The sequence below is a fragment of the Streptomyces sp. NPDC002676 genome (assembly GCF_053592455.1).
This window is the reverse complement of the sequence record NZ_JBSFVT010000001.1, coordinates 1,403,568-1,426,322: the sequence shown is the minus strand read 5'-3', so window position 1 is coordinate 1,426,322 and position 22,755 is coordinate 1,403,568. Positions and strand designations below refer to the sequence as shown.

Genomic DNA, 22,755 nt, shown 5'->3' with positions numbered 1-22,755 from the left:
CCGGGGATGCGGCAGGCTGGTGCAATGACGGCGGATCGGTGGACACAGGCCAGAGACTGTTGCCGCTCGGCGGCCCGCGTGACGGCGCGTGGATCACGGAGGGGGCGGCCGGGGCGGTCCTGCGACAGGCGGCGAACGAGGTGCCGGGTGCGCGGCTGGGCACACTGCGGATCACGCTCACCGACCCGGAGGACGTCCACGAGCCGGTCGTGCCCCCACCACCGGGCGCCCTGCCACCGGGCTCACTGCGTGTGACGGCGGACTTCGCGGCCACGACCACCGAGCCCCTGCCGGAGACGGCGTCCAGACTGCGGTCGTCCCTCGCGACGGCGGCGACGGAACGCCTGGGGCTCGCGGTGACGGTGGTGGACCTGCGGGTTACGGACTTGCTGGATGAGGGCCACAGGGAGGGACAGGACGAGGAGGTGCGACCGCCCCGCCCGCCGGCCGCCCGGCAGACCACGGACCCGGAGGAATCCCGCGCGGTCGCTGCGGCGCTCGCGGTCGCCGGGGTGACCCGACCGACAGGGGTGCTGGGCCGGGCCGTGCGCATCGAGGAGCGCACGGACGGCGTCTCGCTGCCCCACCGGCATGTCCGGGTCGAGCTGGCCGTGAGCGCGGACCACCGGGCCATGGACGTGGCCCGGCAGGTCCGCGCGGCAGTGCGCGACGCGCTGAAGGATCAGCCGACGGTGGCCGTGCTCGTCACGGCAGTCGAATAACTGCTGCCCCGCTGTGGGCAGTGTTCCTCAGGGCGATGGGGAGTGCCTGCCCACCACAGGGTTCACTCGCCGACGCCGGCCAAGTCCCGCAGCCGCCGAGCCTGAGCGGCACGCTCAGCCGCACGCTGCTCGTCGTACGTACGGTCGACAGCCCCACGCAGCAACGCCTTCGTCTCCACCACCGCATCCCGCGGGGCAGCCAACAGCGCCGCGGCCAAGTCCCGTACCGCCGCGTCGAGTTCGGCGGAGGGCACGGCAAGGTTGGCCAGGCCGGAGGCCACCGCCTCCTCGGCCTGTACGAAGCGCCCGGTCACGCAGATCTCGAGCGCGCGGGCGTACCCGACGAGGCCGACCAGCGGATGCGTGCCGGTCAGGTCGGGAACGATGCCGAGGGCGGTCTCGCGCATGGCGAACTGCACGTCGTCCGCGACGACACGCAGGTCGCAGGCGAGCGCGAGCTGGAAGCCGGCCCCGATGGCGTGACCCTGAACGGCGGCGATGGACACGATGTCGTTCCGCCGCCACCAGGTGAAAGCCTCCTGGAATTCGGCGATGGACGCGTCGAGTCCGGCGTCGTCACGGCGCGCCAGATCCGTGAAGGTCGGCTCGCCCGGGATCCCCTCCGGGGTGAACATCTGTCGGTCCAGCCCGGCGGAGAAGGACTTGCCCTCACCACGCAGCACCACGACGCGGACGGAGCCCGGCAGCTGCCGCCCGGCCTCGGCGAGCGCCCGCCACAGGGCGGGGCTCTGCGCATTGCGCTTGGCCGGGTTGGTCAGCGTCACCGTGGCGAGCGTGTCGTCGACGGTGAGCCGTACGCCGTCCTTGTCGAGTACAGGTGCGAGGTCCTGGTCGGGCGAAGCCATGGGACGCCTCCGATGGGGGTGCTGTCATCGCGCATGCCGTCGGCACGCTTAAGTGACTGCACAGTAACCACCCGGTCGGTCGGTCTGTCGACCGGGTGGCACCATCGAAGCCGGTGGGCCGCCCGGAGTCAGGACGTCGCGGCCTTCTTGCCCCGGGTCGCCCCGCCACGCCCACGCAGCGTGACGCCCGACTCGCTGAGCATCCGGTGTACGAAGCCATACGAGCGGCCGGTCTCCTCGGCCAGCGCTCGGATGCTCGCACCGGAGTCGTACTTCTTCTTCAGGTCTGCCGCGAGCTTGTCGCGCGCGGCGCCGGTCACCCGGCTGCCCTTCTTCAGAGTCTCGGCCACCCGTGCCTCCTCATGGGAAGTGCGCTCTGGTCTCCTCATGATCACCCCTCCAGGGCGCGATGGCCACCCATTCGGCAAGGTCGGTGAGACATCGTTGTGACGACAGGAGCGCATCCCCACATACGGAATCTGCCGTTCCGCCGGGTGGTGTCCATGAGGCTGAACGAGTGGATTCGCGAAGTACCAGGTCAGGGACGCGAAGCGGCCGATCCCTTGGCATTGCTGGGATCGGCCGCGAAATCGGTGTACGACACATGCCGATACGAGGAGATCTCACACAGATGATGGATCACGGATCGGCCGAATGATCCATACGCAGTGGATCAGGCTTTCGATCAAGCCAGGGCGACGAGATCCGCGTAGTCCGCACCCCACAGGTCCTCGACGCCGTCGGGCAGCAGGATGATCCGCTCCGGCTGGAGCGCCTCCACGGCGCCCTCGTCGTGGGTGACGAGGACGACCGCGCCCTTGTAGGTGCGCAGGGCTCCGAGGATCTCCTCGCGGCTGGCCGGGTCGAGGTTGTTGGTCGGCTCGTCCAGCAGCAGGACGTTCGCGGAGGAGACGACCAGCGTGGCGAGGGCGAGACGGGTCTTCTCGCCGCCGGAGAGGACCCCGGCCGGCTTGTCGACGTCGTCGCCGGAGAACAGGAACGAGCCGAGCACCTTGCGGACCTCGACCAGGTCCATGTCGGGGGCGGCCGAGCGCATGTTCTCCAGGACCGTGCGGTCCGGGTCGAGGGTCTCGTGCTCCTGGGCGTAGTAGCCGAGCTTGAGGCCGTGGCCGGGGACGACCTCGCCGGTGTCGGGCTGCTCGACTCCGCCGAGGAGGCGCAGCAGGGTGGTCTTGCCGGCGCCGTTCAGGCCCAGGATGACGACGCGCGAACCCTTGTCGATGGCCAGGTCGACGTCGGTGAAGATCTCCAGCGAGCCGTAGGACTTCGACAGGCCCTCGGCCATGAGCGGGGTCTTGCCACAGGGCGCGGGCTCGGGGAAGCGGAGCTTGGCGACCTTGTCGGACTGCCGGACGGCCTCGAGACCGGAGAGGAGCTTGTCCGCGCGGCGGGCCATGTTCTGCGCGGCGACCGTCTTGGTGGCCTTGGCGCGCATCTTGTCGGCCTGCGCGTTCAGCGCGGCGGCCTTCTTCTCGGCGTTGGCGCGCTCGCGCTTGCGGCGCTTCTCGTCGGCCTCGCGCTGCTGCTGGTAGAGCTTCCAGCCCATGTTGTAGACGTCGATCTGGGCGCGGTTGGCGTCCAGGTAGAAGACCTTGTTGACGACCGTCTCGACCAGGTCGACGTCGTGGGAGATCACGATGAAGCCGCCGCGGTACGTCTTCAGGTAGTCGCGCAGCCAGACGATCGAGTCGGCGTCGAGGTGGTTGGTCGGCTCGTCGAGCAGCAGGGTGTCGGCGTCCGAGAACAGGATGCGGGCCAGCTCGACACGGCGGCGCTGACCGCCGGAGAGCGTGTGCAGCGGCTGGCCGAGCACGCGGTCGGGCAGGTTGAGAGCGGCGGCGATGGTGGCGGCCTCGGCCTCGGCGGCGTACCCGCCCTTGGTGAGGAACTCCGTCTCCTGGCGCTCGTACTGCTTGAGGGCCTTCTCGCGGGTGGCGCCCAGGCCGTTGGCGATGCGCTGCTCGTTCTCGCGCATCTTGCGGATCAGTACGTCGAGCCCGCGCGCGGAGAGGATGCGGTCGCGGGCGAGGACGTCGAGGTCACCGGTGCGGGGGTCCTGCGGGAGGTAGCCGACCTCGCCGGAGCGGGCGATCTGACCGGCGGCCGGGATGCCCTCGCCGGCCAGGCACTTGGTGAGGGTGGTCTTGCCGGCGCCGTTACGGCCGACGAGACCGATGCGGTCGCCCTTGGCGACGCGGAAGGTGGCGCTCTCGATCAGGATGCGGGCACCGGCGCGCAGCTCGATACCGGAGGCGGAGATCACGGACAGACTCCAGGGCGTACAGGAGGGGCGGGTGGGCGGCTGAGGACGTTCCCGCCGTCTAATGCGCGAGGAGAATGGCCATGGAGTAATTCTAACGGGGCTGTGCAAGCGGTTTTTCTGCGTGCGCGCGTACCGGCTTCTGCCTGGGGAGATCGTTGCCGAGGGGGGTGCGGTCCGGGGTGATCCGGCCCAGGTCGTCCACGGCGACGAGCTGACCGGTCCAGGCGCCGGACGCGCACGGCTGGGCGATCAGCAGCGCCGGGCCGCGGCGCAGGGCGCGCTCGGGCCGGAACACGCAGTCCCGGCGGGCCGGCAGCACCCAGCGCAGGTCGCCGTCGGCGGTGCGGTACGCCGTGACGCGGTGCGGGGTGACGACCGCGAGGATGCCGCGGCCGAGGGGGCGCAGGACGCCGGTGCCGCCCTGGGCCGGCAGCCACTCGCCGGCGTCGGGCAGGGCGCGGTGCCAGCGCACGGAGCGGCCGTCGGTGGCGGTGACGAGCCCGTCGTCCCAGAGCGCGATCGTGTCCCCGCGCGCGGGCAGCACGTCGAGCGGCCGGCGCCCCTCGCGCGCGTACTGCCAGCCCGGCACCCCGCCCTGGCCCGTCCGGCCTTCGACGGCGTCCCCGCGGACCCGCGTCGCCCACCCGCCGATCCGCACCGCGGGCTGCGCGCCCGCGCGGGTGGTGAGGCGGTCTCCGTACGGGGCGGGACGGAGGTGGTGGGCGGCGCCGAGGAGACAGCCGGCGAGGAGGAGTCCGGCGACGAGGCCGGGGCGGGAGAGGCCGCGGGAGGGACCGGAACCGGTGTCGGCGCCGTGCGGAGCGCCGGGCTCCTGGGCGCTGTCCCTGACGTCCGTGCCGTGCGGCAGAGCGGTCACCGCTCCCCCCTTCGCTGGGTCCTGTCGTCGAATTCCCGTCGTCCGCCCCGAAGGGCGGGCCACGCGGCGTCTGGCGCGTGCGATCGCAAGGCGCCGGAACGCCCTCGCGGCGGAGTCACGTGGGCGCTTCGGTGACACGCGAGCGTGCGTGCCGGGCGTCGCGGGGCCGGCGGGAATTCGGCGACAGGACCTAGGCACATCCGGGGCCACGGAACGGCGCAGAGCGTAGTCCCGGGGCGGGGGTCCGGGGCCGTGCGACACGATTCGCGATTCGCGGACGCGTTGTCGGTGCCGGGTGCAACACTGCGGGCGAGGCATGAACCGACGCACGAAGGAGTGATCGGCATGGCAGGCACGGGCGGCGGACGGCCGAGCGTCTACCCCACGATTCTGTACGCGGACGCGAAGGCGGCGATCAAGCAGCTCACCGAGGCGCTGGGCTTCACCGAGCTGTCGGTGTACGAGGCCCAGGACGGCAAGGTGATGCACGCCGAGCTGGTCCAGGGCAACGGCGCGGTGATGATCGGCTCCAAGGGCCGCGGCGGCCTCTTCGACGCGACGATGAAGGACGCGGGACCCGCCGGGGTGTACGTCGTGGTGGACGACGTCGACACACACCACCAGCGGGCGGTGGAGCACGGGGTGGAGATCCTCATGCCCCCGACGGACCAGGACTACGGCTCGCGGGACTACATGGCCCGGGACACCGAGGGCAACGTCTGGAGCTTCGGGACGTACGCCCCCGAGATCGGCGCCTGAGGCTTCGGCCGACTGATCCCCGGCCGGCCCGTGCCCGGACCGTCCCCGGGGCTATCCCCCGGTGTGCACCTGGAACGCGGCCCGGCGCACGGCCTTGGCCAGGGCCGGGTCGGGGTGGGCGGCAGCCAGGGCGACCAGGACCTGCACGGTGCGCGGATGGCCGACGGCACGGACCTCGTCCAGCAGCGCGGGGACGTTCGCCTGCACCGCGGACTCCAGGTGCCGTACCAGCATCGGCGCCTCGCCGTGGTCGGCGACCGCGGCGGCGGTGTCCACCCACAGCCAGGTGGCCTCCTCCCGGGTGAGGACCTCGTGGGCGTCCTCGGGGTCGACCCCGTCGTGCTCGGCGAGCCAGAGCAGGGCGTACGGCCGCAGGGCGGGCTCGTTCACGACCGCGCGCACATCGGGCTCGGCGGGAGCGCCGACGACCCGCAGCGCCTCGAAGGCGAGACCGCGCAGCAGGGCGTCGTCGCCCCGGGCGGCGTGGACGAGTTCGCCGACGGCGCCGCCCACGGGGCGGGCGGCGAGCCAGGCGCGGTACTCGGCGCGGGCCGCGTTGGGGCGGAGCTGGGCGCAGCCGCGCAGCATGTCCTCGGCGGACTGCTCGATGTTGCCGGCCGGGCTCTGCGCGGCCACGCAGATCTGCTCCAGCTTGACCCATACCGCCCAGCTGCCCAGCGGTGTGAGCGTGGCCTGGCCGGTGCCGTAGGTCAGGGCGCCGACGGAGGCGAGGGCCTTGAGGGCCCAGTCGAGCAGGGGGTCGAGCGGGGTGTCGTCGGCGGGCGCGGGCTCTTCCTCGGTGCCGGGCTCGTAGGGGACCTCGCAGCGTTCGGTGCGCAGCTCGGTGACCCGCTGCTGGAGCAGGTCCAGCAGCTGCTCGACCGGGACGGGACCGGCGGACAGCTGGAGGAAGGAGAGCACCTGGGGCATGGCCGAGACGACCTCGGCGACCGCGGCGGGCTCGTGGTCGTCCGGTTCCGGGTAGGCGAGCGACCAGGCGTCGAAGAGGGCGACCCAGCCGCGCAGCACGGCGCTGTCGTCCCGGTCCCAGGCGCGCAGCCGCCAGCCGGGGCGCGCGCTGTCGCCATGCACCTCGACGAGTCCGGCGAGGCGGGCGATGTCCCAGTCGGCGCGGACCTGAGCGGTGGTCAGGCCCAGGTCTGCCGCTGCGTGCTCGGCGGTCGCGCCGGAGAGGGTGGCCTTGCCGTCGGCCCGTGCGCCGGTGCGGCCGGGGCCGAGGGCGGTGTCGGCCCAGCGGGCGACGCGGACCGCGCCGGCCAGGCCGGTGCGCGCCATGCGGGCCAGTTCGGCGGGGGCCGGGGTGCCCTCGGGCGGCCGGGGCGCGGGGCGCCGCGAGCGCCTCTGGTTCACAGCTCTGGGCGCGGCGGCCAGGGGGCGCGGGCGGACAAGTCGGAGCCTGGAGTCGCGCGGGATACGGGACGTCACGGGTGCAGTCTTCCGGTTGACGGTCCGAAAACCCAAACGGAATGTCACGGGGGGCTACGGGGCTGGCCAACGCACGGAGTGCGGGGGCGGGAGAGGAGACGTGCTCCGGCCAGTCGTGCGGCCTCGCAGGCCCGGTGGTACGGCCTTGACGGGCAGGTCGTACAGCCTTAAACGGAACGGCCGGGACCCGTCTACATCAGCGGGGTCAGGAACCGGCGCAGGCGTTCCTCGTACGCCGCGGGGTCGGCGTTCCACATCGCCGCGTGCGGGGCGTCCGGCACGGTGTGGAGGGTGACCCGTTCGGGGCTGCGGGCGGCGAGGCGGCGGGAGTACTGCCAGGGGGCCACGGTGTCGTCCGGGCCGTGGATGATCAGCGTGGGCACGGTGATCCAGGCAGGGTCGGCGAGCTCGGTGACCTGGTCGGCGGGCAGTCCGGCCCGGCCCTGCGCGGCCCGCACCGCGAGCGGCAGCAGCGGTTCCGGGGTGTGGCGGGCCTGCGCGAGGGCGCGCAGCGTGGCCTCCCAGCTGAGCACCGGCGAGTCGAGGACCAGCCCGGCGACGCGCTCGCGCACCACGGAGTGCTCGGCGGCGCGCAGGGCCATGGTGGCGCCGGTGGACCAGCCGAGCAGGACGACCCGGCGGGCGCCGTAGCGGACGGCGTAGCGGATCGCCGCGTCCACGTCGCGCCACTCGGTCTCGCCGAGATGGCCCAGCCCGTCCGGCGGGCGCGGGGCGCCGAGGTCGCCGCGGTAGGCGAGCGCGAGGACCGGCATGCGGCGCTCGTGCAGGAAGCCCATGAGGTTCATGGTGTGCTCGCGGGTGGTGCCCAGGCCGTGCACCGCGATCACCCAGGTGTCCCGGTAGTTCGGCACGAACCAGGCCGGCAGGGCGCCGAGTTCGCCGGGTATGTCGACTTCGGCGTGGTCGAGGCCGAGGGCGGTGTCCGGGTTGCCGACGTACACGTTCGGGGTGAGCCACACCGCGTCGCCGGGGGCGAAGGTGCCGTGCGTGACGCGTTCGAGGCGGCGTACGACGGTGTCGGCGGTGTGCTGGGCCGTCGCCAGGACGGGGCCGACGACCGCGTGCGAGCCGTCGCCGGAGAGGCCGTAGCGGCCGGGGCGCAGGGAGGCCAGGTCGCGGGTGAGCGCGATCTGGCCGGCGGCCGTGGCGTGCACGGTCAGCCGGGGCTCGGTCGGCAGGGGGCGGCCCGCGGGCGCTTTCAGGGCGGCGTCGCTGGCCATCCGGCCGGCGGCGACGGATGCCGCGACGGCGGCCAGGACCGCGGTGACCGCGGCGGCTGTCGCTTTGACGGTGCGCACCAGTCCAGTGTCGTGGGGGTTCCCGGCACCGGCCAGCCGAACGAGCGGGGCGGGGCGCCGGAGGTCAGCCGCCCTGGCCGTATCCCTTCAGGCGTTCCGCCACCTCCGTCAGCTGGGTCTCGGTCAGCAGGGACGGGGTCAGGCCCGGGACCGAGGACGCCGTCAGCCACAGGCGGCACATCCACTCCAGCTGGGCGGTGCGGTCGTAGGCCTGGTCGAGGCTGGCGCCGTAGGTGATCGTGCCGTGGTTCTGCAGGAGGCAGCCGGAGCGGCCGGCCAGGGCGCGGAGCATGTTGCCGGCCAGCTCGTCCGTGCCGTAGGTGGCGTAGGGGGCGACGCGGATCCGGCCGCCGAGGGCGCTGGTCATGTAGTGGATCGGCGGCAGCTCGGACACGAGGGTGGAGACGGCCGTGGCGTGCACGGCGTGGGTGTGGACGACGGCACGCGCGTCGGTGGTTCGGTAGACCGCGAGGTGCATGGGCAGCTCGCTGGTCGGCACGAGGGTGCCGAGCACCTGCCGGCCGGAGAGGTCGACGCCGGTGACGTCGTCCTCGGTGAGCCGGTCGTAGGGCACGCCCGACGGCGTGACCAGCACGAGGTCCCCGACGCGCGCGGAGACGTTCCCGGAGGTGCCGACCACCAGCCCGTCGGTGACGGTCCGGCGGGCGGTCGCCGTCAGCTCCGCCCAGACGCTCGCCACGTCCGCCGTATCCGGGTGCCGCTCTTCCGCCTGCCCCTGCTCTTCAGCCATGCGGCGATCCTGCCAGCCGTACCCCCGAACGGGCGGACAGGGGCGCGAAACGCCCGCGGACGACGCCGATCCGCCGCCAGGCATTCAATGATCTTTCCTGCCCACCGGGCGCAAGGACCCCGCCCGCTCGACCTCGACCCCGGGGAGACGTATGGCTCGCAACCGCACACCCTTCCGCCGTGGCGCCGGAGTCCTCGTGGCAGCCATGGCCGCACTCGCCCTCGCGGGCACCGCGACGGCGTACACCGGGCCGCCGCAGGCGATGGCGGGCCTGCCCCGGGGACACGACGTCTCGTCCTATCAGGAGCATGTCGACTGGCCGGAGGCCGAGTCCAAGGGCGCGCGGTTCGTCTACGTGAAGGCGACCGAGTCCACGGACTACCAGAACCCCTACTTCGACCGGCAGTACGACGGCGCGCGCCAGTCGGGTCTGATCCGGGGGGCGTACCACTTCGCGCTGCCGGACACGTCCTCGGGCGCCCAGCAGGCCTCGTACTTCGTGCGGCACGGCGGCGACTGGCGGGCGGACGGCTGGACGCTGCCGCCGGCGCTCGACATCGAGTACAACCCGTACGACAAGAAGGACGAGTGCTACGGGCTGGGCAGCACGGAGATGGTCCGCTGGATCCGGTCCTTCAGCGACGAGGTCCGGCGGGAGACGGGCCGCCGGCCGGTGATCTACACGACGGCCCACTGGTGGGAGACCTGCACCGGGGGCAGCCGCGCCTTCGCCGCGGACCATGCCCTGTGGATCGCCCGCCACGGCACCTCGGGCCCCGGGGAGCTGCCGGGCGGCTGGCAGGAGTGGACGTTCTGGCAGTACGGCACCGGGGGCGGGCTGCCGGGTGACCAGAATCTCTTCCACGGCTCGGCGACCCGGCTGCGGGACTTCGCACGCGGCCGGCAGCCAAGGGACACCTGGGGCGAGAAGGACGACCGGAACCCCGACACACTGTTGCGGCAACCCTGAGGCCTACACCAGTTCACCTTCCGTTCACCCAGGTTGCCTACGGTCCAACAGCCAATGACCTCGAAAGATTGCCTGGGTAAATGGAAAGCTTCTCGCTGATCCTCGCGATTGTGGTGGTAACCGCACTCGCGTTCGATTTCACGAACGGTTTCCACGACACCGCCAACGCGATGGCCACGACCATCTCGACCGGTGCGCTCAAGCCCAAGGTTGCGGTGGCCATGTCCGCCGCACTCAACCTTGTAGGCGCTTTTCTCTCCGTGGAGGTCGCCAACACGATCTCCAAGGGTCTCGTCGACGAGAACGGCATCCGCCCCGAGGTCATCTTCGCCGCCCTGGTCGGCGCGATCCTCTGGAACCTGCTGACCTGGCTGGTGGGGCTGCCGTCCAGTTCGTCGCACGCCCTGATGGGCGGCCTGATCGGCGCCACCGTCGCCTCCGCCGGCTTCGGCGCCGTCCACGGTGACGTCCTGGTCACCAAGGTCCTGCTCCCGGCGGTCGCCGCCCCGATCGTGGCCGGCGTCGCCGCGATGCTCGCCACCCGCTTCTCCTACGGTATCGGCCGCAACGCCGACGCCGAGGCCACCCGCAAGGGCTACCGCGCCGGCCAGATCGCCTCCGCCGGACTGGTCTCTCTCGCGCACGGCACCAACGACGCGCAGAAGACGATGGGCATCATCACGCTCGCGCTGATCGCGGGCGGCTCCATCGCCCCCGGCTCGAACCCTCCCACCTGGGTGATCCTCTCCGCGGGCCTGGCCATCGCGCTCGGCACCTACATCGGCGGCTGGCGCATCATCCGCACCATGGGCAAGGGCCTGACCGACCTGGAGCCGAAGCAGGGCTTCGCCGCGCAGACCAGCGCCGCCACCGCCATCCTGGCCTCCTCCCACCTCGGCTTCTCCCTCTCCACCACCCACGTCGTCTCCGGCTCGGTGATGGGCGCGGGCCTGGGCCGCAAGGGCGGTGTGGTCCGCTGGTCCACCGCGACCCGGATGGCCATCGCCTGGGTGCTCACCCTCCCGGCCGCCGCGCTGGTCGGCGCGGGCGCCGAGTCCGTCACCGACCTCGGTGACTGGGGCACCGCCGTCGTCGGGGTCTTCCTGGTCGCCGCGAGCGCCGCGATCTGGAAGTTCTCCCGCCGCGAGGTCGTGGACCACAGCAACGTCAACGACACCGACAGCGCAGAGCCGGCCGGCGTGGTGACCACCGCCATCGCCGCCGTGACCCCGCCCCCGGCGGGCACGGTCGCCGAGGACCTGTCGGCCACCGTCTGACCCCGAGCAATCCCGGTTACTAAGGAAGCATCATGAAGATCGACTGGGCGGCTCTCGGCTCCGTCTTCGGCGTCAGCCTCGCGTTCACCGTCGGCCTGGTGGCCCTGTTCACCCTCGGCGTCAACGGCCTGTCCCGCAGGGAGAAGGCCGCGGCGCAGGGCAACTCCGCCGCCCTCGCCGTGACCGGCGCCTACGTCTGCTTCGCGGCCTGCGCGGCGGCGGTGACGTACGGCATCTACCTGATCATGCACAAGGCCTGACCGGTCGTCCGCAAGGACCCATAAGGCCCCATAAGGCTCCTCACCGGCTCGCTCCGGAGAGGAGCCTTACGCATGCCCGCACGCCGTCCATGTGGGCCTCAGCACACTCTCCCCGCGCAGGTCAACGGCAAGTTGACGGCCGTTCCGGGCGCGTGGTGGACTGCCCAGGCCATGTACGGCGGCAAGAGAGGAAGCCGGTGCGAATCCGGCGCGGTCCCGCCACTGTCACCGGGGAAGAACACCCCGGGAGCCAGGAACTCTCACCGCCGGATCTCGTCGAACCAGGGCGTGGACACCCTGAGTGAGGACACATATCGCCATGCTCGGCCGCAGATCGAGGACCACCGCCGCAACCGCCGTCGCTTCCGTGACCGGCTGAACCGATGGGTGCCGATCGCTCTCGCGCGTACGGCCGCTCCTACGCCTACGGCGCCGCCGCCGGGCTCCTCGGTGACCTGCTCCTCGGTGATCCGCGCCGCGGGCATCCGGTCGCCGCGTTCGGACGGGCGGCCATGGCCGTGGAACGCGCGCTGTGGCACGACCACCGCGGCTGGGGCGCGCTGCACACCGCCGTCTGCGCGGGCGGCGCCGTCGCGCTCGGCGCCGCGGCCGAGCGCGCCGTACGCCGCTCCCCCGCCGCCACCGTCGCACTGACCGCCGCCGCCACCTGGGCCGTGGTCGGAGGCACTTCGCTGGCCCGCGAGGCCGGCGCCATCGGGCGCGCCCTGGAGGCCGGGGACGTCGAGGCGGCGCGGGCGCGGCTGCCGCATCTGTGCGGCCGGGATCCGCAGGCCCTCGACGCCGACGGGATCGCGCGGGCGGTGGTCGAGTCGGTCGCCGAGAACACCTCCGACGCGGTCGTGGGCGCCCTGGTGTGGGGCGCGGTCGGCGGGGTGCCGGGGCTGCTCGGGTTCCGGGCCGTCAACACCCTCGACGCGATGGTCGGTCACAAGTCCCCCCGCTTCCGCCGCTACGGCTGGGCCTCCGCCCGCCTCGACGACCTCGCCGGCTGGCCGGGCGCCCGCCTGACCGCCGTACTCACCGCGGTAGCCGGACCCGACCCGCGCGGCGCCGTCCGGGCGTGGCGGGCGGACGCGGGCCGTCACCCGAGCCCCAACGCCGGGCCCGTGGAGGCCTCGTTCGCGGGCGCCCTCGGCGTACGGCTCGGCGGGACCCTCTCCTACGGCGGGCGCGTCGAGCACCGGCCCGTGCTGGGCGGGGACACCGGACGAGCCGTCCAGGTCCCCGACATCGGCCGTGCCGTACGGCTCTCCCGCCGCGTCGGCCTGCTCGCGCTCGGCACCACGGTCGCCGGGCGCCTCCTCGTCAACAGCCTGAAGGGACGTGGGAAGTGAACGGGGGTCTCCTCGTCGCCGGCACCACCTCCGACGCCGGCAAGAGCGTCGTGACGGCCGGGATCTGCCGGTGGCTGGTGCGCCAGGGCGTCAAGGTCGCGCCCTTCAAGGCGCAGAACATGTCCCTGAACTCCTTCGTGACCCGCGAGGGCGCGGAGATCGGGCGGGCCCAGGCGATGCAGGCCCAGGCCTGCCGGGTCGAGCCGACCGCGCTGATGAACCCCGTGCTGCTCAAGCCGGGCGGCGAACAGAGCAGCCAGGTGGTGCTGCTGGGCAAGCCGGTGGGCGAGCTGAGCGCACGCGGGTACCACGGGGGGCGCCAGCAGAAGCTCCTCGGCACGGTCCTGGACTGCCTGGCCGAGTTGCGGGGCACGTATGACGCGGTGATCTGTGAGGGGGCCGGTTCGCCCGCGGAGATCAATCTGCGGCGCACCGACATCGTGAACATGGGGATCGCGCGGAACGCGCGGCTGCCCGTGCTCGTCGTCGGCGACATCGACCGCGGCGGCGTGTTCGCCTCCTTCTTCGGCACCGTCGCCCTGCTCTCACCCGAGGACCAGGAGCTGGTCGCCGGGTTCCTGGTCAACAAGTTCCGCGGGGACGTCTCGCTGCTGGAGCCCGGCCTGGACATGCTGCACGGGCTCACCGGGCGCCACACCTACGGCGTCCTTCCCTTCCGGCACGGGCTCGGCATCGACGAGGAGGACGGGCTGCGGGTGTCCCTGCGCGGGACCGTGCGGGAGTCGAACGTCGCTCCGCCCGTCGGCGAGGACGTCCTGCGTGTCGCCGTCTGCGCGATCCCGCTGATGTCCAACTTCACGGACGTGGACGCGCTCGCCGCCGAACCGGGCGTCGTGGTGCGGTTCGTGGACCGCCCGGAGGAACTGGCGGACGCCGACCTGGTGGTCGTCCCGGGCACGCGCGGGACCGTACGGGCGCTGGAGTGGCTGCGGGAGCGGGGCCTAGCGGACGCGCTGGTGCGCAGGGCCGCCGAGCAGCGCCCGATCCTGGGCATCTGCGGCGGCTTCCAGGTGCTTGGCGACCACATCGAGGACGAGGTCGAGTCGCGCGCCGGTGCCGTCCCCGGGCTCGGCCTGCTCCCCGTGCGGGTGCGGTTCGCCCGCGAGAAGACCCTCACCCGGCCGGTGGGAGAAGCCCTCGGCGAACGGGTCGCGGGGTACGAGATCCACCACGGGGTCGCCTCCGTAGAGGGAGGAAAACCCTTCCTGGACGGCTGCCGGGTCGGCCAGACCTGGGGCACCCACTGGCACGGCTCCCTGGAGTCGGACGGTTTCCGGCGGGCCTTCCTGCGCGAGGTGGCCGCCGCCGCGGGCCGCCGCTTCGTGCCGGCCCCCGACACCTCGTTCGCCGCGCTGCGCGAGGAGCAGCTCGACCGGCTCGGCGACCTGATCGAACAGCACGCGGACACGGACGCGCTCTGGCGGCTCATCGAGTCGGGCGCGCCACAAGGACTGCCCTTCATTCCACCGGGAGCGCCCGCATGAGCACAGTGTTGTTGTTGTCGACCGCCGACACCGATCTGCTGGCGGCCCGGGCCTCCGGCGCCGCGTACCGGATCGCCAACCCGAGCCGCGTCGACGTGGCCGCCGAGCTGCCGGGGCTGATCGAGGGCGCGGACCTGGCCGTCGTACGGCTGCTGGGCGGCAAGCGCGCCTGGGAGGACGGGCTGGCCGCGCTGAGGGCCTCCGGCATCCCCACCGTGCTGCTGGGCGGCGAGGCCGTGCCGGACGCCGAGCTGATGGCCGAGTCGTCCGTCCCGGCGGGCGTCGTGGCGGAGGCGCTGAAGTACCTGGTCGAGGGCGGGCCCGCGAACCTGACCGAGCTGGCCCGGTTCCTCTCCGACACCGTGCTGCTGACCGGCGAGGGCTTCGAGGAGCCGCGCAAGATGCCGGAGTACGGCGTGCACGGCGCATACGAGCTCCGGGAGGGCCGCCCGACCGTCGGCGTGCTCTTCTACCGGGCCCACGAGCTGAGCGGCAACACCGCCTTCGTGGACACGCTGTGCGAGGCGATCGAGGCGCAGGGCGCCAACGCCCTTCCCGTGTACTGCGGTTCGCTGCGCGGCGCGGACGCCGGACTGTACGAGATCCTGGGCCGGACCGACGCCCTGGTCGCCACCGTCCTCGCGGCCGGCGGCACGCACGCCTCCCAGGCCTCGGCGGGCGGCGACGAGGAGGCCTGGGACATCGGGGCTCTCGCCGACCTCGACGTGCCGGTGCTGCAGGGCCTCTGCCTGACCTCCTCGAAGAGCGCCTGGGACGAGTCCGACGCCGCCCTGTCCCCCATGGACGCGGCGATGCAGGTCGCGATCCCGGAGTTCGACGGACGGATCGTCACCGTGCCGTTCTCCTTCAAGGAGCAGGGCCCGGACGACGTACCGGTCTACGTCGCCGACCCCGAGCGGGCCGGGCGCGTCGCCGGCATCGCCGTACGGCACGCGCGGCTGGGGCACAAGGCGAACGCCGACAAGAAGCTCGCGCTCGTCTTCACCGCCTACCCGACCAAGCACTCGCGGGTCGGCAACGCGGTGGGCCTGGACACTCCCGCGTCGGCGGTCCGCGTCCTGGACGCCCTCAAGGACGCCGGCTACGGCCTCACCGAATACCCCGACAACGGCGACGAGTTGATCCACCGGCTGATCGAGGCCGGCGGCCACGACGTCGAGTGGCTCACCGAGGACCAGCTGGCGGCGGCGCCCGCGCGTGTACCGCTGGCCGACTACCGGGCGTGGTTCGACAGGCTCGACCCCGAGCTGCGCGACGCCATGCTGGAGGCGTGGGGCGAGCCGCCGGGCAGCCTGTACGTGGACGGCGACGACATCGTCCTCGCCTCCCTCCAGTTCGGGAACGTCGTCGTGATGATCCAGCCGCCGCGCGGCTTCGGCGAGAACCCGATCGCGATCTACCACGACCCCGACATGCCGCCGTCGCACCACTACATGGCCGCCTACCGCTGGCTGGAGGCCGCGACATCGGAGGGGGGCTTCGGCGCGGACGCCATCGTGCACATGGGCAAGCACGGCACGATGGAGTGGCTGCCGGGCAAGGGGCTGGGGCTGTCGCGCGGGTGCGCGCCGGACGCCGTCCTCGGCGACCTCCCGCTCATCTACCCGTTCATCGTCAACGACCCCGGCGAGGGCACCCAGGCCAAGCGCCGCGGCCACGCCACCGTCGTCGACCACCTCGTACCGCCCATGGCGCGTGCGGACACCTACGGCGACCTGGCCAAGCTGGAACAGTTGCTGGACGAGTACGCGCTCGTCTCCGACCTGGACCCGGCGAAGGCCCCGGCCGTCCGCGCCCAGATCTGGACCCTGGTCAAGGCGGCCGAGCTCCACCACGACCTGCACGTCGACGAGCAGCCGGACGAAGACGAGTTCGACGAGTTCGTCATGCACATCGACGGCTATCTGTGCGAGATCAAGGACGTGCAGATCCGCGACGGCCTGCACATCCTCGGCGGCGGTCCGGTCGCCGAGCCGCGCGTGAACCTGGTCCTCGCCGTGCTGCGCGCCTCCCAGGTGTGGGGCGGCCAGGCGAACGCGCTGCCGGGCCTGCGGGCCTCGCTGGCGGCCCACTTCGGGCTCGTCGAGAAGGAGCTGCTGGCGGAGCCGGGCGCGCCGGTGAAGGTGCCGGTGGAGCTGACGGACCTGGTGGAGGGCCCGTCCCGCACCGGCGCCGACGCGATCGACCTGCTGGAGCAGCTGTGCCGGCGGATCGCGGAGAGCATGGAGGCCCGCGACTGGGCGGTCGCCGAGAGCGCGCCGCTCGTCCGCGAGGTGCTGGGCACCGAACTCCCGGACGCGGTCGCCGTGCTGGAGTTCGCCTGCACCGAGGTCGTGCCGCGGCTGGCCCGCACGACGGACGAGATCGGCCACATCCTCAAGGCCCTGGACGGCGGTTACGTCCCGGCGGGCCCGTCGGGCTCCCCGACCCGCGGCCTGGTCAACGTCCTGCCGACCGGCCGGAACTTCTACTCGGTCGACCCCAAGGCCATTCCCTCCCGGCTGAGCTGGGAGGTCGGCCAGTCGCTCGCCGACTCGCTGGTGCAGCGGTACCTCCAGGACACCGGCGAGTACCCGAAGTCCGTCGGCCTCACCGTCTGGGGTACGTCGGCCATGCGCACCCAGGGCGACGACATCGCCGAGATCCTGGCGCTGCTGGGCTGCCGCCCGGTCTGGGACGACGCCTCGCGCCGGGTGACGGGCTTCGAGGTGATCCCGCTCGCGGAGCTGGGCCGGCCGCGCATCGACGTCACGGTCCGCATCTCCGGCTTCTTCCGGGACGCGTTCCCGCACGTGGTCGGGCTGATCGACGACGCGGTGCGGACGGTGGCGGAGCTGGACGAGCCGGCCGATCAGAACTTCGTCAGGGCGCACGCCGACGAGGACACCGCCGAGCACGGCGACCGGCGGCGCGCCACCGCCCGCATCTTCGGCTCCAAGCCGGGCGCGTACGGCGCGGGCCTGCTGCCGCTGATCGACGCCCGCAACTGGCGCAGCGACGCGGACCTCGCCGAGGTGTACGCGGTGTGGGGCGGTTACGCCTACGGGCGCGGGCTCGACGGGCGGGCGGCGCGCGGGGACATGGAGACCGCGTTCAAGCGCATCGCCGTTGCGGCGAAGAACGTCGACACCCGCGAGCACGACCTGGTCGACGCGGACGACTACTTCCAGTACCACGGCGGCATGGTCGCGATGGTCCGGCACCTGACCGGCGCCAACCCCGAGGCGTACGTAGGTGATTCGGCGGTGCCGGACCAGGTGAAGACCCGCACGCTGGGCGAGGAGACGCACCGCGTCTTCCGTGCCCGTGTGGTCAACCCGCGCTGGATGGCGGCCATGCGCCGGCACGGCTACAAGGGCGCCTTCGAGATGGCGGCGACCGTGGACTACCTGTTCGGCTACGACGCCACGGCGGGCGTGGTCGACGACTGGATGTACGAGAAGCTCAGCGCGGAGTACGTCTTCGACCCGGAGAACCGGGACTTCATGAAGAAGTCCAATCCGTGGGCGCTGCGCGGCATCACCGAGCGGCTGCTGGAGGCGGCGGACCGGGGGCTGTGGGCGGAGCCGGACGCGGACACGCTCGAGCGGCTGCGCGCCACCTACCTGGAGCTGGAAGGCGACTTGGAGGGCGACCAGTGACAACTCCTTTCCCTTTCACGGCCGTTGTCGGCCAGGACGACCTGCGGCTCGCGCTGCTGCTGAACGCCGTGTCCCCGGCGGTCGGCGGTGTGCTGGTGCGCGGCGAGAAGGGCACCGCCAAGTCGACGGCCGTACGGGCCCTTTCGGCGCTGCTGCCGGAGGTGGCCGTCGTCGCCGGGTGCCGGTTCTCCTGTGACCCGGCGGCGCCGGACCCGTCCTGCCCGGACGGTCCGCACGAGCCGGGGGCGGGCGCTCAGAGGCCTTCGCGCATGGTCGAACTCCCCGTCGGCGCCTCCGAGGACCGCCTCGTCGGCGCGCTCGACATCGAGCGGGCGCTCGCCGAGGGTGTGAAGGCCTTCGAGCCGGGCCTGCTGGCCGACGCGCACCGCGGGATCCTGTACGTGGACGAGGTCAATCTTCTTCATGACCATCTCGTCGACCTGCTGCTCGACGCGGCGGCGATGGGTGCGTCCTACGTCGAGCGGGAGGGTGTCTCCGTACGGCATGCCTCGAAGTTCCTGCTCGTCGGCACGATGAACCCCGAAGAGGGCGAGCTGCGGCCCCAGTTGCTCGACCGGTTCGGGCTGACAGTCGAAGTCGCCGCCTCGCGGGAGCCCGAGCAGCGGGTGGAGGTCGTACGGCGACGGCTCGCTTACGACGACGACCCGGCCGGCTTCGCCGCACGCTGGGCCGACGAGGAGGCCGCCGTACGGCAACGGATCGTGGCCGCACGGGAGTTGCTGTCGCAGGTGCGGCTGGGCGACGGGGCGCTGCGGCAGATCGCGGCGACCTGTGCCGCCTTCGAGGTGGACGGCATGCGGGCCGACATCGTGATGGCGCGTACGGCGACCGCGCTCGCCGCGTGGGCCGGGCGGACGGACGTGCTCGCCGAGGACGTCCGGCAGGCCGCGCTGCTCGCGCTGCCGCACCGGCGCCGGCGGAACCCGTTCGACGCGCCGGGTCTCGACGAGGACAAGCTGGACGAGACGCTGGAGCAGTTCGGGGGTTCGGACGACAACGATCCGGACGACGATCCCGGTCCCGACGGGCCCGGTGGCGGCGGTGGGCAGCCGGCGCCCGAGAGCGGTCCCCAGGGCGACGGCGGCACCGCCGCGCAGCCCGAGGCCGGTGAGGGCGGGCAGCCGCAGGCCTCCGGCGGGCAGGAGCAGTCGCCGGCACGGGCCGCCGAGCCGTTCCGCACCAAGGTGCTGAGCGTGCCCGGCATCGGTGAGGGGGCGGCGGGCCGGCGTTCCCGCGCCCGCACCGAGCACGGGCGCACCACCGGAGCCCGGCGGCCCCAAGGAACGCTGTCCAAGCTGCACTTGGCCGCGACCGTGCAGGCCGCCGCCCCGCATCAGCGGGCGCGCGGGCGGTCGGGGCCGGGGCTGGTGATCCGGCGGGACGATCTGCGCCAGGCGACGCGGGAAGGCCGCGAGGGGAACCTCGTTCTCTTCGTCGTGGACGCCTCCGGGTCGATGGCGGCCCGGCAGCGGATGAGCGCCGTGAAGGGCGCCGTGCTGTCCCTGCTGCTGGACGCCTATCAGCGGCGGGACAAGGTGGGCCTGGTGACCTTCCGCGGCGCGTCGGCGGACGTCGCCCTGCCGCCCACGTCCTCCGTGGACGCGGCGGCAGCCCGGCTGGAGCGGCTCCCCACCGGTGGCCGTACGCCGCTGGCCGCCGGGCTGCTCAAGGCGCACGAGGTGCTGCGCGTGGAGCGGCTGCGGGATCCGGCGCGCCGCGCGCTGGTCGTCGTCGTGACCGACGGGCGGGCCACCGGCGGCCCGGAGCCCGTGGCCCTCGCCGGGCGTGCGGCCCGGCTGTTCGCGGCCGAGGGGGTCGCCTCCGTGGTCGTGGACTGCGAGTCGGGGCCGGTGCGGCTGGGGCTCGCCGGGCAGCTCGCGGGTGAGCTGGGCGGTACCGCGGTGACGCTGGACGAGCTGCGGGCGGACTCGATCGCCGGGCTGGTCAGGGATGTGCAGGGGACTTCGAGGAGGGCCGCGTAATGCCGCAGGGACAGCCGAGTGTGATTCCGGACGACGGTCTGACGACCCGGCAGCGGCGCAACCGCCCGCTGGTCGTCGTCCACACGGGGGTCGGCAAGGGCAAGTCGACCGCCGCGTTCGGGCTCGCGCTGCGTGCCTGGAACCAGGGCTGGCCCATCGGGGTGTTCCAGTTCGTCAAGTCGGCGAAGTGGAAGGTCGGCGAGGAGAACGCGCTCCGGGTGCTCGGCGCCTCCGGGGAGGGCGGCACCGTCGACTGGCACAAGATGGGCGAGGGCTGGTCGTGGGTCCAGCGGGACGCTCAGATGGACAACGAGGAGAAGGCCCGGGAGGGCTGGGAGCAGGTCAAGCGGGACCTGGCGGCCGAGACGTACCGGCTGTACGTGCTGGACGAGTTCGCCTACCCGATGCACTGGGGCTGGGTGGACACGGACGAGGTCGTGGAGGTGCTGCGGAACCGGCCCGGTACTCAGCATGTCGTGATCACGGGTCGTAACGCGCCACAGAAGCTGGTGGACTTCGCCGACCTCGTCACCGACATGTCCAAGGTCAAGCACCCCATGGACGTGGGGCAGAAGGGCCAGAAGGGCATCGAGTGGTGATGTCGTCGGTGCCTCGGCTGGTCATTGCCGCGCCCTCCTCGGGCAGCGGCAAGACCACCGTTGCCACGGGTCTGATGGCCGCGTTCGCCGCGCGGGGGCTCAGCGTGTCCCCGCACAAGGTCGGGCCGGACTACATCGACCCGGGGTACCACGCGCTCGCGACCGGGCGGGCGGGGCGCAACCTCGACGCGTACCTGTGCGGGCCGGAGCTGGTCGCTCCGCTGTTCCTGCACGGGGCGCGGGGGTGCGACCTCGCCGTCGTCGAGGGTGTGATGGGGCTGTACGACGGGGCGGCGGGCGAGGGGGAGCTGGCCTCCACCGCGCATGTCGCCAAGCTGTTGCGGGCGCCGGTGGTGCTGGTCGTGGACGCGTCGTCGCAGTCGCGGTCGGTGGCGGCGCTGGTGCACGGGTTCGCTTCCTGGGATCCTCAGGTGCGGGTCGGGGGCGTGATCCTGAACAAGGTCGGGTCCGACCGGCATGAGGAGCTGCTTCGGGAGGCCTTGGACTCGGCGGGTGTGCCCGTGCTCGGTGTGCTGCGGCGGGCGGCTCAGGTGGATACGCCTTCTCGGCATCTGGGGTTGGTGCCGGTCGCCGAACGCCGAACCGACGCGGTGGATGCTGTGGCAGCCATGGCCGCGCAGGTCGAGCAAGGGTGTGATCTCGAAGCTCTGCTGGGACTGGCGCGGAGTGCGGGAGCGTTGTCGTGTGCTCCTTGGGAACCGCCCGGCATCGGTACAGAGAAGCGTGCGGTGGTTGCGGTGGCCGGCGGCCCCGCGTTCACCTTCTCCTACGCCGAGCACACCGAGCTGCTCACCGCCGCCGGCGCGGAAGTGGTCACGTTCGACCCCCTCCGGGACGAGCAACTGCCCGAAGGCACCGCAGGTCTGGTCATCGGTGGCGGTTTCCCCGAGGTGTACGCCGCCGAGCTGTCCGCCAACGAACCGCTGCGCAAGGCCGTTGCCGAACTGGCCTTGAGCGGCGCGCCCGTGGCCGCCGAGTGTGCCGGACTGCTCTACCTCTGCCGGGAGTTGGACGGCCGCCCCATGTGCGGGGTTCTGGACGCCACCGCGCGGATGAGTGAACGGCTGACCCTCGGCTACCGGGATGCCGTCGCCGTCGGGGACAGTGTGCTGGCCGTCACCGGGACGCGGATGCGCGGGCACGAGTTCCATCGCACCGTCGTCGAGCCCGGCGCCGGTGCCGCTCCCGCCTGGGGCCTGCGGACCCCGGTGCGGCGCGTCGAAGGTTTTGTACAGCAGGGCGTGCACGCGAGTTATCTGCACACGCACTGGGCGGCCGAGCCCGGTGTGGCCCGTCGGTTCGTGGAGAGGTGCCGGACGTCATGAGCAGCAGGCTGGTCGGGGTCGGGGTCGGTCCCGGGGATCCGGAGCTGGTGACCGTCAAGGGGGTCAACGCGCTGCGCGCGGCCGACGTCGTCGTCGTACCCGTGATGGCTGCATCCGATGGAAAAGACGGCGGCGAGCCCGGTCGGGCCGAGGCGACCGTGTTGCACTACGTGCCTGCGCAGAACGTCGTCCGGGTGGTGTTCGCGCTGAACGAGCGCGCCGACCGGGCGCGGCGGGAGGCCGCCTGGGACGCGGCGGGCGCCAGGGTCGCCGAGCTGCTGGGGCAGCACCGGACCGTGGCCTTCGCGACCATCGGCGACCCCAACGTGTACTCGACGTTCACGTATCTCGCGCAGACCATCGTGGAGCTGGTTCCCGGTGTCGTCGTGGAGACCGTGCCGGGCATCACCGCCATGCAGGATCTCGCGGCGCGCTCCGGTGCCGTGCTCACCGAGGGCACCGAGCCGCTGACGCTGGTGCCGGTGACGGCGGGGTCGGCCGTGCTGAAGGAGGCGCTGGCCGGGCCGGGGACGGTCGTGGCGTACAAGTTCGGGCGGCAGGCTGCCGAGGTCGCCGAGGCGCTGCGGGAGACCGGGCGGACCGGGGACGCGGTGTGGGGGTCGGCGCTGGGGCTGGAGGAGGAGTCCATCCGGCCCGCCTCCGACCTCGACGGGGACCCGCTGCCGTACCTCTCCACGCTGATCGCGCCGCCGCGGCGCGACGGCGGGCGGGGCGGGAAGCTGTGAGGCCGCTG

19 protein-coding genes and 1 riboswitch are annotated in these 22,755 nt (G+C 72.8%); of the genes, 12 read left to right on the top strand and 7 right to left on the bottom strand.

Annotation, left to right across the window (positions count from 1 at the left end):
- The first annotated feature begins 38 nt into the window (after positions 1–38).
- A complete protein-coding gene (locus tag ACWD3E_RS06720) occupies positions 39–722 on the top strand; it encodes a nucleopolyhedrovirus P10 family protein (RefSeq protein WP_451386418.1) in 684 nt (227 codons plus the stop codon).
- A gap of 62 nt (positions 723–784) precedes the next feature.
- Here ACWD3E_RS06720 and ACWD3E_RS06715 read toward each other — a convergent pair whose 3' ends face one another.
- The 4 genes from ACWD3E_RS06715 to ACWD3E_RS06700 all read right to left on the bottom strand — a co-directional run bounded on the left by ACWD3E_RS06715 (position 785) and on the right by ACWD3E_RS06700 (position 4,749).
- Positions 785–1,588 (bottom strand): enoyl-CoA hydratase/isomerase family protein, encoded by an 804-nt coding sequence (locus tag ACWD3E_RS06715; RefSeq protein ID WP_451386417.1) that lies wholly within the window; start codon positions 1,586–1,588, stop codon positions 785–787.
- Between the two features lie 128 nt (positions 1,589–1,716).
- Positions 1,717–1,938, bottom strand: a complete 222-nt coding sequence (locus ACWD3E_RS06710; RefSeq protein WP_010355597.1) for a helix-turn-helix domain-containing protein — start codon at positions 1,936–1,938, stop codon at positions 1,717–1,719.
- 335 nt (positions 1,939–2,273) lie between these two features.
- Entirely contained in the window at positions 2,274–3,872 is a 1,599-nt protein-coding gene (locus ACWD3E_RS06705) for an ABC-F family ATP-binding cassette domain-containing protein (RefSeq protein ID WP_451386416.1), read from the bottom strand.
- 91 nt (positions 3,873–3,963) lie between these two features.
- Positions 3,964–4,749, bottom strand: a complete 786-nt coding sequence (locus ACWD3E_RS06700) for a hypothetical protein (RefSeq protein ID WP_451386415.1) — start codon at positions 4,747–4,749, stop codon at positions 3,964–3,966.
- A gap of 345 nt (positions 4,750–5,094) precedes the next feature.
- On the opposite strand from ACWD3E_RS06700, the gene ACWD3E_RS06695 reads away from it, so the two are divergent.
- Entirely contained in the window at positions 5,095–5,508 is a 414-nt protein-coding gene (locus ACWD3E_RS06695) for a VOC family protein (RefSeq protein ID WP_451386414.1), read from the top strand.
- Positions 5,509–5,559: 51 nt separating this feature from the next.
- Here ACWD3E_RS06695 and ACWD3E_RS06690 read toward each other — a convergent pair whose 3' ends face one another.
- The 3 genes from ACWD3E_RS06690 to ACWD3E_RS06680 all read right to left on the bottom strand — a co-directional run bounded on the left by ACWD3E_RS06690 (position 5,560) and on the right by ACWD3E_RS06680 (position 9,024).
- On the bottom strand, positions 5,560–6,954 hold the full coding sequence (locus ACWD3E_RS06690; protein ID WP_451386413.1) for a hypothetical protein: 1,395 nt from the start codon (positions 6,952–6,954) through the stop codon (positions 5,560–5,562).
- Positions 6,955–7,145: 191 nt separating this feature from the next.
- A complete protein-coding gene (locus tag ACWD3E_RS06685; RefSeq protein ID WP_451386412.1) occupies positions 7,146–8,273 on the bottom strand; it encodes an alpha/beta hydrolase in 1,128 nt (375 codons plus the stop codon).
- Positions 8,274–8,337: 64 nt separating this feature from the next.
- Entirely contained in the window at positions 8,338–9,024 is a 687-nt protein-coding gene (locus ACWD3E_RS06680; RefSeq protein ID WP_451386411.1) for a class II aldolase/adducin family protein, read from the bottom strand.
- A 151-nt stretch (positions 9,025–9,175) separates the two neighbouring features.
- Between ACWD3E_RS06680 and ACWD3E_RS06675 the strand changes: the two genes are divergently transcribed.
- From ACWD3E_RS06675 to cobI, 10 genes are all read left to right on the top strand, one after another.
- Positions 9,176–9,994, top strand: coding sequence for a lysozyme (locus ACWD3E_RS06675; RefSeq protein ID WP_451386410.1), 819 nt, complete (start codon positions 9,176–9,178; stop codon positions 9,992–9,994).
- Positions 9,995–10,074: 80 nt separating this feature from the next.
- Positions 10,075–11,271, top strand: coding sequence for an anion permease (locus tag ACWD3E_RS06670; RefSeq protein ID WP_451386409.1), 1,197 nt, complete (start codon positions 10,075–10,077; stop codon positions 11,269–11,271).
- A 32-nt stretch (positions 11,272–11,303) separates the two neighbouring features.
- Positions 11,304–11,531, top strand: a complete 228-nt coding sequence (locus ACWD3E_RS06665; protein WP_451386408.1) for a hypothetical protein — start codon at positions 11,304–11,306, stop codon at positions 11,529–11,531.
- A 138-nt stretch (positions 11,532–11,669) separates the two neighbouring features.
- Positions 11,670–11,811: riboswitch (cobalamin riboswitch) on the top strand.
- A gap of 103 nt (positions 11,812–11,914) precedes the next feature.
- The gene (locus tag ACWD3E_RS06660) at positions 11,915–12,886 is read left to right on the top strand and encodes a cobalamin biosynthesis protein (protein ID WP_451386407.1); all 972 of its coding nucleotides are present in this window, start codon (positions 11,915–11,917) and stop codon (positions 12,884–12,886) included.
- Entirely contained in the window at positions 12,883–14,391 is a 1,509-nt protein-coding gene (locus ACWD3E_RS06655; protein WP_451386406.1) for a cobyric acid synthase, read from the top strand. Before ACWD3E_RS06660 ends, ACWD3E_RS06655 begins: the two co-directional genes overlap by 4 nt.
- On the top strand, positions 14,388–18,053 hold the full coding sequence (gene cobN, locus ACWD3E_RS06650) for a cobaltochelatase subunit CobN (protein ID WP_451386405.1): 3,666 nt from the start codon (positions 14,388–14,390) through the stop codon (positions 18,051–18,053). The genes ACWD3E_RS06655 and cobN overlap by 4 nt, the downstream gene beginning before the upstream one ends.
- Entirely contained in the window at positions 18,050–20,056 is a 2,007-nt protein-coding gene (locus ACWD3E_RS06645) for a putative cobaltochelatase (protein ID WP_451386404.1), read from the top strand. Before cobN ends, ACWD3E_RS06645 begins: the two co-directional genes overlap by 4 nt.
- A complete protein-coding gene (cobO, locus tag ACWD3E_RS06640; protein ID WP_451386403.1) occupies positions 20,056–20,655 on the top strand; it encodes a cob(I)yrinic acid a,c-diamide adenosyltransferase in 600 nt (199 codons plus the stop codon). The genes ACWD3E_RS06645 and cobO overlap by 1 nt, the downstream gene beginning before the upstream one ends.
- Positions 20,655–22,001 carry a cobyrinate a,c-diamide synthase gene (locus ACWD3E_RS06635; protein WP_451386402.1) on the top strand — a complete coding sequence of 449 codons (1,347 nt, stop codon included), beginning with the start codon at positions 20,655–20,657 and terminating at the stop codon, positions 21,999–22,001. The genes cobO and ACWD3E_RS06635 overlap by 1 nt, the downstream gene beginning before the upstream one ends.
- The gene (gene cobI, locus ACWD3E_RS06630; RefSeq protein ID WP_451386401.1) at positions 21,986–22,747 is read left to right on the top strand and encodes a precorrin-2 C(20)-methyltransferase; all 762 of its coding nucleotides are present in this window, start codon (positions 21,986–21,988) and stop codon (positions 22,745–22,747) included. Before ACWD3E_RS06635 ends, cobI begins: the two co-directional genes overlap by 16 nt.
- Positions 22,748–22,755 lie beyond the last annotated feature (8 nt).